General features: G+C 72.1%; 10 protein-coding genes. 5 read left to right on the top strand and 5 right to left on the bottom strand.

Annotation, left to right across the window (positions count from 1 at the left end; translation table 11 throughout):
- Nucleotides 1–35: 35 nt before the first annotated feature.
- Entirely contained in the window at nt 36–1328 is a 1293-nt protein-coding gene (gene serS / locus RSP_RS01925) for a serine--tRNA ligase (RefSeq protein WP_009563716.1), read from the top strand.
- Between the two features lie 112 nt (nt 1329–1440).
- Here the strand turns inward: serS and RSP_RS01920 are convergent, their stop codons facing one another.
- Nucleotides 1441–2055 (bottom strand): lytic transglycosylase domain-containing protein, encoded by a 615-nt coding sequence (locus RSP_RS01920; RefSeq protein WP_011336991.1) that lies wholly within the window; start codon nt 2053–2055, stop codon nt 1441–1443.
- 213 nt (nt 2056–2268) lie between these two features.
- Here RSP_RS01920 and ssb point away from each other — a divergent pair, with 213 nt between their 5' ends.
- Nucleotides 2269–2790, top strand: a complete 522-nt coding sequence (gene ssb, locus RSP_RS01915; RefSeq protein WP_011336990.1) for a single-stranded DNA-binding protein — start codon at nt 2269–2271, stop codon at nt 2788–2790.
- A gap of 123 nt (nt 2791–2913) precedes the next feature.
- Here the strand turns inward: ssb and RSP_RS01910 are convergent, their stop codons facing one another.
- Nucleotides 2914–5136 carry a heavy metal translocating P-type ATPase gene (locus RSP_RS01910; RefSeq protein ID WP_011336989.1) on the bottom strand — a complete coding sequence of 741 codons (2223 nt, stop codon included), beginning with the start codon at nt 5134–5136 and terminating at the stop codon, nt 2914–2916.
- Nucleotides 5137–5219: 83 nt separating this feature from the next.
- On the opposite strand from RSP_RS01910, the gene RSP_RS01905 reads away from it, so the two are divergent.
- Together RSP_RS01905 and RSP_RS01900 are read left to right on the top strand one after the other, a co-directional pair.
- The gene (locus tag RSP_RS01905; protein ID WP_011336988.1) at nt 5220–5645 is read left to right on the top strand and encodes a MerR family transcriptional regulator; all 426 of its coding nucleotides are present in this window, start codon (nt 5220–5222) and stop codon (nt 5643–5645) included.
- Nucleotides 5645–5971 carry a YnfA family protein gene (locus tag RSP_RS01900; protein ID WP_011336987.1) on the top strand — a complete coding sequence of 109 codons (327 nt, stop codon included), beginning with the start codon at nt 5645–5647 and terminating at the stop codon, nt 5969–5971. Before RSP_RS01905 ends, RSP_RS01900 begins: the two co-directional genes overlap by 1 nt.
- Before the next feature lie 103 nt (nt 5972–6074).
- Here the strand turns inward: RSP_RS01900 and RSP_RS01895 are convergent, their stop codons facing one another.
- From RSP_RS01895 to ptsP, 3 genes are read right to left on the bottom strand one after another with little or no spacing between them, the layout of a single operon-like run.
- Nucleotides 6075–7820 (bottom strand): fructose-specific PTS transporter subunit EIIC, encoded by a 1746-nt coding sequence (locus RSP_RS01895; RefSeq protein WP_011336986.1) that lies wholly within the window; start codon nt 7818–7820, stop codon nt 6075–6077.
- Nucleotides 7817–8803: a 1-phosphofructokinase gene (pfkB, locus tag RSP_RS01890; protein WP_011336985.1), complete on the bottom strand. Its 987-nt coding sequence runs from the start codon at nt 8801–8803 to the stop codon at nt 7817–7819. The genes RSP_RS01895 and pfkB overlap by 4 nt, the downstream gene beginning before the upstream one ends.
- On the bottom strand, nt 8800–11316 hold the full coding sequence (ptsP, locus tag RSP_RS01885) for a phosphoenolpyruvate--protein phosphotransferase (RefSeq protein ID WP_011336984.1): 2517 nt from the start codon (nt 11314–11316) through the stop codon (nt 8800–8802). Before ptsP ends, pfkB begins: the two co-directional genes overlap by 4 nt.
- A gap of 167 nt (nt 11317–11483) precedes the next feature.
- Here ptsP and RSP_RS01880 point away from each other — a divergent pair, with 167 nt between their 5' ends.
- Nucleotides 11484–12488 carry a LacI family DNA-binding transcriptional regulator gene (locus tag RSP_RS01880; protein WP_011336983.1) on the top strand — a complete coding sequence of 335 codons (1005 nt, stop codon included), beginning with the start codon at nt 11484–11486 and terminating at the stop codon, nt 12486–12488.
- Nucleotides 12489–12798 lie beyond the last annotated feature (310 nt).

Below are 12798 nucleotides of genomic sequence, written 5' to 3'. Positions count from 1 at the left end.
GGGCCGGGGGCTCGCCCTTCAGCCAAGGTGACCCCATGCACGACATCCGCATCATCCGCGAGTTTCCCGACCGCTTCGACACCGCGCTCTCGCGGCGCGGGCTTTCGGCGCTCTCGGGCGAGATCCTCGCCATCGACGAGGCGCGGCGGTCGAAGATCCTCGCCGCCGAGACCGCGCAGGCCGAGCAGAACCGGGCCTCCAAGGAGGTCGGTGCGGCCAAGGCCCGCGGCGACGAGGCCGAGTTCGAGCGGCTGCGCGCCCTCGTGGCCGAGAAGAAGGCCGAGGTGGCGCGGCTGAACGAGGAGGCCGCGGCCGAGGATGCGCGCCTGCGCGACATGCTGGCGGCGATCCCGAACCTGCCGCTCGACGAGGTGCCGGAGGGCCCCGACGAGAGCGCCAACGTCGAGATCCGCCGCTGGGGCACGCCGCGCGGCTTCAACTTCGCGCCGAAGGAGCATTTCGAGATCGCGGGCGTGAAGCCGGGGATGGATTTCGCCACCGCCGCCAAGCTCTCGGGCAGCCGCTTCGTGATGCTGAAGGGCGCGGTGATCCGCGTCCACCGCGCGCTCGCGCAGTTCATGCTCGACACCCATGTGACCGAGCACGGGCTGACCGAGACCTGGACGCCGGTTCTGGTCAAGGACGAGGCGATGTTCGGCACCGGCCAGCTGCCGAAATTCTCCGAAGACAGCTACCAGACCACGAACGGCTGGTGGCTGATCCCCACCTCCGAGGTGACGCTGACCAACTCGGTCGCGGGCGAGATCCTCGACGAAGCGCAGCTGCCGATCCGCATGACCGCCCATACCCAGTGCTTCCGCTCGGAGGCGGGCAGCGCGGGCAAGGACACGTCCGGGATGCTGCGCCAGCACCAGTTCGAGAAGGTCGAGATGGTCTCGATCACCACGCCCGAGACCTCGCTGGCCGAACATGAGCGCATGACCGGCTGTGCCGAAGCGATCCTGCAGAAGCTGGGCCTGCCCTACCGCACCATCGTCCTCTGCACCGGCGACATGGGCTTCGGGGCGACCAAGACCCACGATCTCGAGGTCTGGCTGCCCGGGCAGAACACCTACCGCGAGATCAGCTCGGTCTCGGTCTGCGGCGATTTCCAGGCGCGGCGCATGAACGCCCGCTTCCGCCCGGCAGGCGGCGGCAAGCCCGAGTTCGTCCATACGCTGAACGGCTCGGGCCTCGCCGTGGGCCGCTGCCTGATCGCGGTGCTCGAGAACGGACAGCAGGAGGATGGCTCCGTGGAGCTGCCCGAGGCGCTGCATCCCTATCTCGGCGGCAAGACCCGCATCTCGGCAGACGGCACGCTGGAATGAATGAGGATCGGGGGCGGCCCGCTGCGGCCGCTTCCGAGGCATGAGGGCAGAGAGCCCTCGGCCGCTTCCGACGCGTGAACGCAGAAAGCTCTCGAGACGGCCGTCGGCGGCGTCAGCCGTTGCCCCAGATGACCTTCACATAGTTCTGCGTCTCGCGGTAGGGCGGGATGCCCGAATGTTTCTCGACCGCCTGCGGCCCGGCATTGTAGGCGGCAAGCGCGAGCTGCCAGGTGCCGAACTTGTTGTACATCATCTTGAGGTACCGCGCCCCGCCCTCGAGATTCTGATGCGGGTCGTTGATGTTCACCCGCAAAAGCTGCGCCGTGCCCGGCATCAGCTGGGCCAGCCCCGTGGCGCCCTTCACCGAGACCGCGCCGGGGTTCCAGCCCGATTCCTGCTGCACGAGCCGGAGATAGAGATCCTCCGGCACGCCATGCTTGCGCGCCGCGGACTTGGCCGATTCGAGGAACTCGCCCTTGTAGCGGCCGTTGTAGCGCGCCGTCGGCAGAGCCGCCGCCAGCTTCTCGACCTTCGGCTTCAGCCGGGTGGAGCTTTCGTACTGCTGCGACAGGCGCCCGTCGAGAAGTCGCGTCTGCGACTTGAAGATTCCCGCCCGGTTCATCGTGGATCGCTGGATCTTCAGCCCATCGGCCAGACCCGCGGTCGGCCCCGAGGCAAGACCCAAGCCCACGACCGCCGCGCCCAATGCACCGATCAATCGCCGCATGAAAACAACCTTCATCTGTCCCGCCCGCACATTACACGGATTGCCGGCAAGTTCGCCACCCTTTTGAACACAACCGGGGCGGGTGAGGCCGGGCGCCGCGCGGGTCCCGGCCCGGTGCGCCCGTCCGGCGTTGCGGGTGCGGCCCGGTCAGTGTAGCCATTCCGTTAACCACATCCGGGGCATCCTTCCCCGGCCACAGGATTCGGAGGAAGCATGGCGGGCTCGGTCAACAAGGTCATCATCATCGGCAATCTCGGCCGCGATCCCGAGGTGCGCAGCTTCCAGAACGGCGGCAAGGTGGTGAACCTCCGCATCGCCACGTCCGAGCAGTGGCGCGACCGCGCCTCGGGCGAGCGGAAGGAGCGCACCGAATGGCACTCGGTCGCCATCTTCGATGAAAACCTGGCGCGGGTGGCCGAGCAGTATCTGCGCAAGGGCTCGACCGTCTATATCGAGGGCCAGCTCGAGACGCGGAAGTGGCAGGACCAGTCGGGTCAGGACCGCTACTCGACCGAGGTCGTGCTGCGCCCGTTCCGCAGCTCGCTGACGATGCTCGGAGGGCGCGGCGAAGGCGCGGGCGCCGGCGGCGGCATGGGCGGTGGCGGCTACGAGGATCGCGGCGGGCCGGACAACTACGACAATTACGGCAGCGGCCCCCGCGGCGGCGCCTCCTCGGGCGGCGCCCCGAGTGGCGGCGGCCGCCGGAACGACCTCGACGACGAGATCCCGTTCTAAGCCCCCCGACCCGACAGGCCCGGACGGATCCGGCGCCGGCCGCGCCACGCTGGGGCCGCCTGGCCTTCGCTGTCCGAGCCCGAAGCCCGGAGCGGCCAGCCGCCGCTCCGAGCACGCCGCGCCTCAGCCCCGCGCCTCGGGATCGAAGCGCAGAAGACGCAGCGCGTTCAGCGTCACCAGCACGGTGGCGCCCGTGTCGGCGAGGATCGCGATCCAGAGCCCGGTGATCCCGAGGACCGAGGTCACGAGGAACACTCCCTTCAACCCCAGCGCCACCGCGATGTTCTGGCGGATGTTGCGCATGGCGGCGCGGGCGAGGCGGATCGTGGCCGGCACATCCGTCACCCGGTCGCGCAGGATCGCCGCATCCGCCGTCTCGAGCGCCACGTCGGTGCCCGAGCCCATGGCCACGCCCACGCTCGCGGCCTTCAGCGCGGGCGCATCGTTGATGCCGTCGCCGATCATCATGACGCCCCCCTGCCCCGCCATCTCGCGGATGGCGGCGAGCTTGTCGTCGGGGCGCATCTGCGCGCGGAAGCCTGTGCCGAGCCGGGCCGCGATGGCCTCGGCGGTGCGGGCATTGTCGCCGGTGAGGATCGTGGCGCTCACGCCCATCCGGCCCAGCTGCCGCACCGCTTCGGCCGCATCCCCACGCGGCTCGTCGCGCAGCGCCAGAAGCCCCAGCGTCCGACCCTCGCGGAAGAGGACCGTGACGGTCTTGCCCTCCGCCTCCAGCGCCTCGGCGCGGGCGCGGGTTCCGGCATCGAGCACGCCCCTTTCGGCCGCGAAGGAGGGACTCGCGACCCAGAGGTCTTCCCCCTCGACACGGGCCTCGGCCCCGCGCCCGGCGAGGCTGCGCGCGGCCTCGGCCGGCAGGTCCGGCGCGCCCGCGGCCTCGGCCCGTGCAAGGATCGCCTGCGCCAGCGGATGGGCCGAGCCACGCTCGACCGCGGCGGCCAGCGCCAGCACCCGGACCTCGGACTCGACGCTCAAGGTCACGACATCCGTCACCTCAGGCCGCCCGCGGGTGAGCGTGCCGGTCTTGTCGAACGCCACCTGCCGCACGGCGGCCGCGGCCTCGATCACCGCGCCGCCCTTCATCAGGAGACCGCGCCGCGCGCCCGAGGCCAAAGCCGAGGCGATGGCCGCCGGCACCGAGATCACCAGAGCGCAGGGGCAGCCGATCAGGAGGAGCGCGAGACCGCGATAGATCCAGGTGGACCAGTCGGCCCCGGCGGCGAGCGGCGGCAGCACGGCCACGGCCACGGCCAGCCCCACGATCAGCGGCATGTACCAGCGGCTGAACCGGTCGATGAACCGCTCGGTCGGGGCACGCGCTTCCTCGGCCTCCTCGACCAGGCGGACGATGCGCGCGATCGTGTTGTCCTTCGCCGCGCGCGTGACGCGGATGCGCAGGGCCGCATCGGTCGCGACCGCACCCGCGAAGACCGCCTCGCCGGGGCCCCGGGTCACGGGGATGCTCTCGCCCGTCACGGGGCTCTCGTCGAGCCCGCCCTGCCCCTCGAGGATCTCGCCGTCGGCCGGGATGCGCTCGCCCGGCCGGACGCGGACGATCTGGCCGGGTTGCAGGCCGGCCGCGGGCACCTCCAGCGTGCGTCCGTCCTGCTCGAGCCGCGCGGTCTCGGGCACGAGGCGCGAGAGGGCGCGGATCCCGTCGCGGGCGCGGCTCGCCGCCACCCCTTCCAGCACCTCGCCCACGGCGAAGAGGAAGATGACCAGCGCTGCCTCCTCCGCCGCGCCAATGAAGAGCGCGCCTGCGGCGGCGACCGTCATCAGCCCCTCGATGGTGAAGGGCTGGCCGAGCCGCAGGGCGGCAAAGGCGCGCCGGGCGATGGGCACGAGCCCGATGAGGCAGGCCAGCGCGAAGGCCACCGGCCCGACCGGCCCGGGCACCAGCGCCTCGACGGTCCAGGCGCAGGCCAGAAGCACCCCGGTCAGCAGGACGAGACGACCCTTCGCGGTTCGGTACCAGGCGCCCGGCTCGGCTGCCTCATGGTCGTGGGAATGGCTGTGCGCGTGCGGCGCGTCTGTCCCGCAGGCGCCGCAGCCGCAGGCCGCTTCGGCCGCCTCGGGCAGGACGAAGGGCTGCGCCTCGGCCCGCGGCGCGATGCCGAAGCCGAGCTTGCGCACCGTGGCCTCGACCGCCTCGGGGCCGCCCTGCCCTTCGTCGAGCGAGAGCTTCAGCCGCTCGGACATGATCGCCACCTCGACGCCGCTCACGCCCGGCAGGCGCCCCACCGCATCGCGGATCCTGCCCGCGCAGGAGGCGCAATCCATCCCCGTCACGCGCCATTCGTGCACCGCTCCACTCGTGTCGTTCGTCATCTCACTCTCCCGCCCGGGGGCGCTTGTCCTCAACGACTCAGGAACCTAATGTCTCTAGCAACTATAGGTTCAAGGGGTTTCTCATGCTCACGATCGGGAAACTGGCAGAGGCGGCCGGCGTGAAGGTGCCGACGATCCGCTATTACGAGCAGATCGGGCTGCTGCCGCCGCCCGAGCGCAGCGCGGGCAACCAGCGGCTCTACGGACACCGGGCGGAGGAGCGTCTGGCCTTCATCCGCCACGCGCGCGATCTGGGCTTCCCGCTCGAGGCGATCCGGGATCTCCTGAGCCTGTCGGACCGGCCCGACCAGTCCTGCGAGGCGGCCGACGCCATCGCGCGGGCGCAACTCTCCGCGGTGCGGGCGCGGATCGGGCGGCTGCGCGCGCTCGAGGCGGAGCTCGAGCGCATGATCGGCCAGTGCGCCCATGGCACGATCGCCGATTGCCGGGTGATCGAAGTGCTGGGCGATCATGCCCACTGCGCGCACGAGCACCGGAAGGAGCCCTGATGGGACTGTCGCTCGCGGCCTATGCGGGGGCGGCGCTGGCCGAGATCGCGGGATGTTTCGCGGTCTGGGCTTGGTGGCGGCTGGGCGCCTCGGCGCTCTGGCTGGTGCCGGGGGCCCTGTCGCTCGGCACCTTCGCCTGGCTTCTGGCGCTGACCCCGGTCGAGGCGGCGGGCCGGTCCTATGCTGTGTACGGCGGGGTCTATGTGGCGGCCTCCCTCCTCTGGCTCTGGGCCGTCGAGGGCGTGCGTCCCGACCGCTGGGACATGGGCGGCGCGGCCCTCGTCCTCGCCGGGGCGGCGGTGATCCTCTGGGCGCCGCGGGGCTGAGGACCGTCCGCGTGCTGGGAATGCGACATGACGGAGCCGGCACCCGGAGGTGCCGGCCCCGAGGTCCGGTCCCGCGTGGGAGGCCGCGGGGCCGGGCGCGCCGTCAGACGGCCGAGGGCACCGCGGCGGGCACCACGATCCGCCGCTTGACCAGCGCCAGCGCGAGAACCGAGACCGCCGTGCCCGCCACGAGGGCGATCCCGAAGCCCGTGAGGTTCGTCACGGCATTGGGGATCGGCAGGACGAAGATCCCGCCGTGCGGCACGCGCTGCGCCACGCCGAGCGCCATGCAGATCGCCCCCGCCACCGCCGAGCCCGCGATAAGGCTCGGGATCACCCGCAGCGGATCGCGCGCCGCGAAGGGGATCGCGCCCTCGGTGACGAAGGCGAGGCCCAGCACGAAGGCCGCATTGCCGGCCTCGCGCTCTTCCGGGGTGAAGCGGGCGGGCAGAAGCCGGCACGCCACCGCGAGCGCGATGGGCGGCACCATGCCCGCGCACATGACGGCCGCCATCGGCTCCAGCACATTGGCCGCGATGAGCGTGGTGGCGAAGGCATAGGCCGCCTTGTTGACGGGCCCGCCCATGTCCACCGCCATCATGCCGCCGAGGAGCAGCCCCAGAAGGGCGGCCGACGTGCCCTGCATCCCCTGCAGGAAGGCGGTGATGGTGGCCAGCAGCCGCGCCGTGGGCTCGCCCACGACATAATACATCAGAAGCCCGGTCAGCGCCGTGCCGAGAAGCGGCAGGATCAGCACGGGCTTCAGCCCCTGCAGGGTCTTCGGCAGCTTGATCGCGCGGTTGAGCCAGAGGACGCCGTAGCCCGCGATGAAGCCCGCGACGATCCCGCCGAGGAAGCCCGCGCCGATGGTGCCCGCGATGACGCCGCCGGTCATGCCGGGGGCGAGGCCGGGCCGGTCGGCGATGGACCAGGCGATGTAGCCCGCCAGCGCCGGCACCATCAGCGTGAAGGCCCCCTTCGCGCCGATCTGGAACAGCGTATGGCCGAGCGTGCCGGCATACTGGTCCTCATAGACGTAGATCCCGCCCAGAGCGAAGGCGATGGCGATGAGAAGCCCGCCCGCCACCACGAAGGGCAGCATGAAGGAGACGCCCGTCATCAGGTGCTTGTAGACGCCGACCTTCTTGGCCTCGGGCTGCGCGGCCTCGGAGGAGGCCGATCCGGCCTGCATCCGCGCCTCGGCCTGCGCCTTGCGGATCAGGCCCGCGCCGTCGGTGATCGCGGGCTTGGTGGGCGAGAGGAACAGGCGCTTGCCGCCGAAACGCCCGAGATCCACCTGCTTGTCGGCCGCGATGATGACGAGATCGGCCGCCGCAATCTCGGCCGCGGTCAGTTCGTCCTGCGCGCCGACAGAGCCCTGGGTCTCGACCCGGATCTGGTGACCCTGCGCGCTGGCGCCCTCGACGAGCCCCTCGGCCGCCATGAAGGTATGGGCGATGCCGGTGGGGCAGGAGGTGATGGCCACGATCTTCAGCGCGCCCTCGGCCGCGGCAGGATCCGCGGCCGGAGCCGCGGCGGCGCCGGATCCGGTGCGGGCCAGCACGCCCGGCGCATCTTCCAGCACCTCGGCCAACGTCGCATGGATCGTGGGGCGGCCGGCGAAGCGGGCCTCGTCGGCCGCGGCTCCGCCGGGCTCGGTCACGAGCAGCACCTGACTTGCGCCGCTCACCGCCTCGGGCGGCAGCGCGTCGGTCACGGTCTCCTGCGTGCGCAGCTCGACCGCGATGGCGCGGCCCAGCCCCTGCGCGGCCTTGCGCAAGGCCTCGCGCGCGAGGGCCGCATGGGGCCCGAAGCTCCCCGTCGAAATGACGGCGACGATGCCTGTCATGTCCTCTCTCCCTGATCGGCCGTCCGGCCCGCGGCGCGGATCCAGTCCGCCGCCGCCATCCTCTCCACGCGCGCCTCGAGGGCGCGCACCTGATCCACGCCCGGCAGATGCGGGCCGGGGTTCTGCAGCTTGGCCGCGGCGAAGGCCGTGGCCCGCGCGGCGGTGGCGCGAAGCGGCAGCCCCTCGACCAGCGCCGAGGCGAGGCCCGCCACCATCGCATCCCCCGCTCCGACCGTGCTGCCGCGCGACAGCTGCACCGGGCGCGCCACGACCGCCCCGTCCGACGAGACGAAGAGCGCGCCTTCGGTGCCGAGCGAGACCACGACGAGCGCGATCCCGCGGGCCGCGAGCGCCGCGGCGGCCGCGGCCAGATCGGCCCGGTCGGCGAGACTGCGCCCGACCCAGCCCTCGAGCTCGTGCCGGTTGGGCTTGATCGCATCCGGTAGGACGGGGGCCGCCAGCACCTCGGCCAGCGGGGCGCCCGAGACGTCGCAGAGCACCCGCGCGCCGCGCTCCTGCACCCGGGCGGCAAGCCGCGCGGTGGCCGAGGCCGGAAGGCCCGCGGGCTGGCTGCCCGAGATTACCACGAGTTCGCCCGCCGCGACCGAGCCCAGCCCCTCGGCCAGCGCCGCAAGATGGCCCTCGTCCGCCGGAAAGCCGGGCAGGTTCAGGTCGGTGGTGCGCCCGTCCTCTTCGAGGATCTTGACGTTGGTGCGCGTCTCGCCGGCCACCCGCAGCATCCGGTCGGCGATCGATTTCTGCGCAAAGAGCGCCTCGAAGGGCGCGGCATTCGCCCGCCCCAGAAGACCGTGGGCCGCGACCGAGACGCCCCAGTCGGCCAGCACCGAGGCCACATTGATCCCCTTGCCGCCCGGATCGTGGCGCACGGCCGTCGCGCGGTTGACCTCGCCCACCGCCAGATGCGGCAGGCTCACCGTCTGGTCGATGGCCGGGTTGAGCGTGACGGTATGGACGCGGCTCATGGGGCCTCCGCGGCGAGGGCCCGCACGGCTTCGGCGTCGGAACAGGCCAGCGCGTGTTCGGCCAGAGCCCTGAGCCCCGCCCGGTCGGACTGGCGCAGACGCTCCTTCACCGCGGGAATGTCGCGCGGGGTCATCGAAAGCTCGTCCACCCCGAGGCCCGCAAGCAGCGCCGCGCCGAACGGATCGCCCGCGATGCCGCCGCAGACCCCCACCCAGCGGCCATGGACCGCCGCGCCCTTCACCGTCAGATCGATGAGCCGCAGGACGGCCGGATGCAGGCTGTCCGCCTCGGGGGCGAGCTCCGGGTTCTGCCGGTCGATGGCCAGCGCATATTGGGTAAGATCGTTGGTCCCGATCGAGAAGAAGTCCGCGTGGGCGGCGAATTCCGCCGCAAGAAGCGCCGCGGAGGGCACCTCGACCATGATGCCCAGCGGCACGACCGGCGCGTCCAGCTCCTGCCGGATCCGCTCGCAGGTGGCGCGCAGCTCCAGAAGCTCGCCGAGCGAGGTGACCATCGGGAACATGACCGAGATCTGCGCCCCGCCGGCCGCCGCGCGATAGAGCGCGCGCAGCTGCGGCACCAGCAGGTCGGGCCGGCGCAGCAGGAGCCGCGCGCCGCGCACGCCGAGGAACGGGTTCTCCTCGCGCGGGAGGTCGAGATGGGCCACCTGCTTGTCGCCGCCGATGTCGAGCGCGCGGATCACCAGCGGCCGCCCCTCGAGCGCGCGCGCCATCGCCGCATAGGCTTCGGCCTGCTCGTCCTCGGTCGGGCTCTCGCTGCGTTCGAGGAACAGGAACTCGGTCCGCATCAGACCCACGCCCTCGGCACCCTGCCCCAGCGCGAAGGCTGCCTGCTCGGCGAGGTTGATGTTGGCGCCGATGTCGATCCGGTGCCCGTCGCGCGTGGTGGCGGGCAGCGCCCGCGTCTCGGCCGCCCGGGCGCGGCGTGCCTCTTCCGCCGCGATCCAGTCGCGGGCCGAGGCGAGGTCGGCTTCCGACGGATCGAGATAGAGCCGCCCGCCATGGCCATCGACGATGGCGCACGCGCCATCTTCCAGCCGCTCGACCACCGCTCCCGTGCCCACGACCGCGGGCAGGCCCAGCGTCCGGGCGAGGATCGCCGTGTGCGAGGTGGGACCGCCCAGCGCCGTCACGAGGCCCGCAACTTTCGCGGGGTCCAGTCCCGCCGCATCCGAGGGCGAGATATCCTCGGCCACGAGGATCGTGTCCTCGGGCAGGTCGGCCAGCCGCGACCGGGCAAAGCGCGGGTCGATATGGGCAAGCACCCGCTGGCCCACGTCGCGCAGGTCGGCCGCGCGGGCAGCCAGCACCGGGTTGCGCAGGGCCGAGAGCCGCGCCGCCATGTCCTCATAGGCGCGATGCCAGGACCAGGCGAGGCCGTGCCCGTCCACCAGCCATTGCGAGGCGAGCGTGATGAGATCGGGATCGGCCAGCAGCCCCGCCTGCGCCCGGAAGATGGCCGCATCCGATTCTCCCAGCCGCCGCGCGGTATCGTCGGCGAGGCTGTGGAGCTGTTCCGCCGTCTGGCCCAAGGCCGCATGAAGCAGATCGGCCGCCCGGGCCAGCTCCACCGGCTCGTCGGGGATCTCCATCCCGTCGGTGGCGATCCGGGTGATGCGCCCGATGGCCAGACCCGGCGCGGCCGGCACGCCCTCGATGGCGCGCGGAGACGAGGGCGGCACCCAGCCGCCGGCCGCGGCGGTCGCGCGGCGCTTCTCCTCGGCGCGGGCCGCGTCGGCCTTCTCCCGGGCGCTGAGCCCGGTCATCGTGACCTTCAGCGTGGCGAGCGCCTCGGCCGCGCCCTGCCCTTCGGCCGAAACGGTGATCGCATCGCCCGACTTCAGCCCAAGGCTCAGAAGCGAAATCATGTTGCGCGCATCCGCCGTCTCGGCGCCGTGCCGGATGCGGATGCGGCAGGGGAAGCGGCGCGCCGCCTCGGCCCATTCGGTGGCGGGCCGGGCATGGAGCCCGGTCGGGTAATCCAGCACCCAGTCGAAGGACTGCGCGAAATCGCCCGCAGGCTCGGCAGTGGCCGCAGCGCCCGCGGCCACTCCGTTCAGCGCGTCGGACAGCGCCTGCCGGTCGTCCGTCGCGGCGAGGACGGCCAGCCGGTCCTCGTCCTGCAGAAGCCGGGTCAGCCGGCGGAGGATCTCGATATGGCCGTCCGACCGGGCGGCGATGGCCACCACGAGCCGCGCCCGCTCGCCCGCGTTCCATTCCACGCCGTCGCGCACCTGAAGCACAGCGATGGCATCCTTCTGGATCAGGTCGCGGTCCTCGACCGTGCCGTGCGGAATCGCGATCCCCTTGCCGAGATAGGTGTTCGACACCGCTTCGCGCCGCAGCATGCTGGCCTCGAAGCCGGGCCGCACGCAGCCCGCCGCCACGAGCGCCGCCGCCGCCTGAGCGATGGCCTCTTCCTTGGACGACGCGCGCGCGTCCAGTTGGATCAGTTCGCGCGGGATCTCTCCCTGCCTGGTCAATGACGTCACCGACTCCTCCCCAGATCGCCTATGGATTCATCATAGCGGAATGTGGAAACGTTTCCACCAAGAATTTTCCTGTCTTTGGTGTCTTGGCGGTGGAACGGGCTGAAGCCTTGTCAAACGGCCCCGTCCGGCGCATTGTCGAGCGGGATTGGCAGTGGAAACGATTGCGGATGACCGTCAGCATCAAGGATGTCGCCCGGGCGGCAGGGGTCGCTCCCTCCACGGTCTCGCGGGCTCTGGGCAAGGGCCCCGTCAGCGCCGAGGTCCGCGCGCAGGTCGAGGCGGCGGTGCGCGCCACCGGCTACCAGCCCAATCTCTCGGCCCGCCGGCTGCGCTCGCAGGTGCCCGCCACCGTGGGTCTGGTGCTGGCCGACATCCGCAATCCCTTCTTCACGCGCCTGAGCTTCGGCGTCGAGGATGCGGCCTACCGGGCAGGGCTGCGGGTGTTCCTGTGCAACACGGACGAGGATCCCGCCCGCGAGGCGATGCATCTGGAGATGATGGCCGGCGAACGTGTCAGCGGGCTGATCCTCGCGCCCACGCGCGAGCTTCGGCCCGAGGCGCTGCGACGGCTGCAGATGCCCGTGGTGCTGGTCGACCGCGATCCCGAGGGCGCGGGCTGCGACGCGGTCACGCTCGACAACGAGGGCGCGATGCGCACGCTCGTCGATCATGTGGTGGCCAGCGGGCGGCAGCGGATCGCGGGCCTCTTCGGGGCGAACTCCTTCACCGGCGAGGCCCGTGCCCGGGGCTTCGTCGCCGCTCTGGCGCGGCACGGGCTGGCTGCCCTCGTCCATCGCGCCCCGCCCAATGCGGTGGCGGGCTACGCGGCGCTGGCCGACTGGCTCGAGGCCGAACGCCCCGAGGCGCTGATCGTCAGCAACGGCCTCTTTCTCGAGGCGGCGGTGCGCTTCTGTCACGACCGCGGCCTCGTCATCCCGCGCGATCTGGCGGTGGCCGGGGTCGACGACGATCCCTGGACCGGCATCGTCAATCCCGGGCTGACGGTGCTGCGCCAGCCCGCCGAAACCATGGGCCGCGAGGCGTTGACGCTGCTCCTCGCGCGGCTCGAGATGCCGGACCGGCCGCGGCGAAAGCTGGTGCTCGAGAGCGAGCTCGTCCCGCGCGATTCGACGGCCCCTCGGCTTCTGTCGCGCGACGAACCGGCCGCCTGAGCCGCCATCCGGAGCGAGCCGCCGGAGGCCCCGCTGCGCGGCCCGCGCACAGCTCTGGCCGCCCGGCCTGAACTCGACGTCCGGAAGACCGGCCCCCTTTCCGCCACGGCAGGGCGGAACAGGAGTGCGGGACCGATGTTGCGAGAGCGACCGCCACCCCCGAGGCCGCCATGGAACCCAGGGACGCCCGCCTCTTCGTGCTCCTGCTCGTCGCGCTGAGCGCAACCTCGGCCGGCATCATCGTCAACCTCTGGCCCTACTGACCCGCTCCCGATCCGCCTCCGTCGAGCACGCCCCCTGAGACAGACGG

It is taken from the genome of Cereibacter sphaeroides 2.4.1 (genome assembly GCF_000012905.2).
In the GTDB taxonomy this organism is placed as follows: Bacteria; Pseudomonadota; Alphaproteobacteria; order Rhodobacterales; family Rhodobacteraceae; genus Cereibacter_A; species Cereibacter_A sphaeroides.
The sequence above is the reverse complement of the archived record's forward strand: the minus strand, read 5'-3'. Positions and strand labels throughout refer to the sequence as shown.

What these genes read in the sequence shown, in the direction of transcription:
- RSP_RS01905 (WP_011336988.1), top strand. Translation starts at nt 5,220, where the DNA reads ATGCTCACGATCGGGAAACTGGCAGAGGCGGCCGGCGTGAAGGTGCCG.
- serS (WP_009563716.1), top strand. Translation starts at nt 36, where the DNA reads ATGCACGACATCCGCATCATCCGCGAGTTTCCCGACCGCTTCGACACC.
- RSP_RS01880 (WP_011336983.1), top strand. Translation starts at nt 11,484, where the DNA reads ATGACCGTCAGCATCAAGGATGTCGCCCGGGCGGCAGGGGTCGCTCCC.
- RSP_RS01895 (WP_011336986.1), bottom strand. Translation starts at nt 7,820, where the DNA reads ATGACAGGCATCGTCGCCGTCATTTCGACGGGGAGCTTCGGGCCCCAT.
- ssb (WP_011336990.1), top strand. Translation starts at nt 2,269, where the DNA reads ATGGCGGGCTCGGTCAACAAGGTCATCATCATCGGCAATCTCGGCCGC.
- pfkB (WP_011336985.1), bottom strand. Translation starts at nt 8,803, where the DNA reads ATGAGCCGCGTCCATACCGTCACGCTCAACCCGGCCATCGACCAGACG.
- RSP_RS01910 (WP_011336989.1), bottom strand. Translation starts at nt 5,136, where the DNA reads ATGACGAACGACACGAGTGGAGCGGTGCACGAATGGCGCGTGACGGGG.
- RSP_RS01900 (WP_011336987.1), top strand. Translation starts at nt 5,645, where the DNA reads ATGGGACTGTCGCTCGCGGCCTATGCGGGGGCGGCGCTGGCCGAGATC.
- RSP_RS01920 (WP_011336991.1), bottom strand. Translation starts at nt 2,055, where the DNA reads ATGCGGCGATTGATCGGTGCATTGGGCGCGGCGGTCGTGGGCTTGGGT.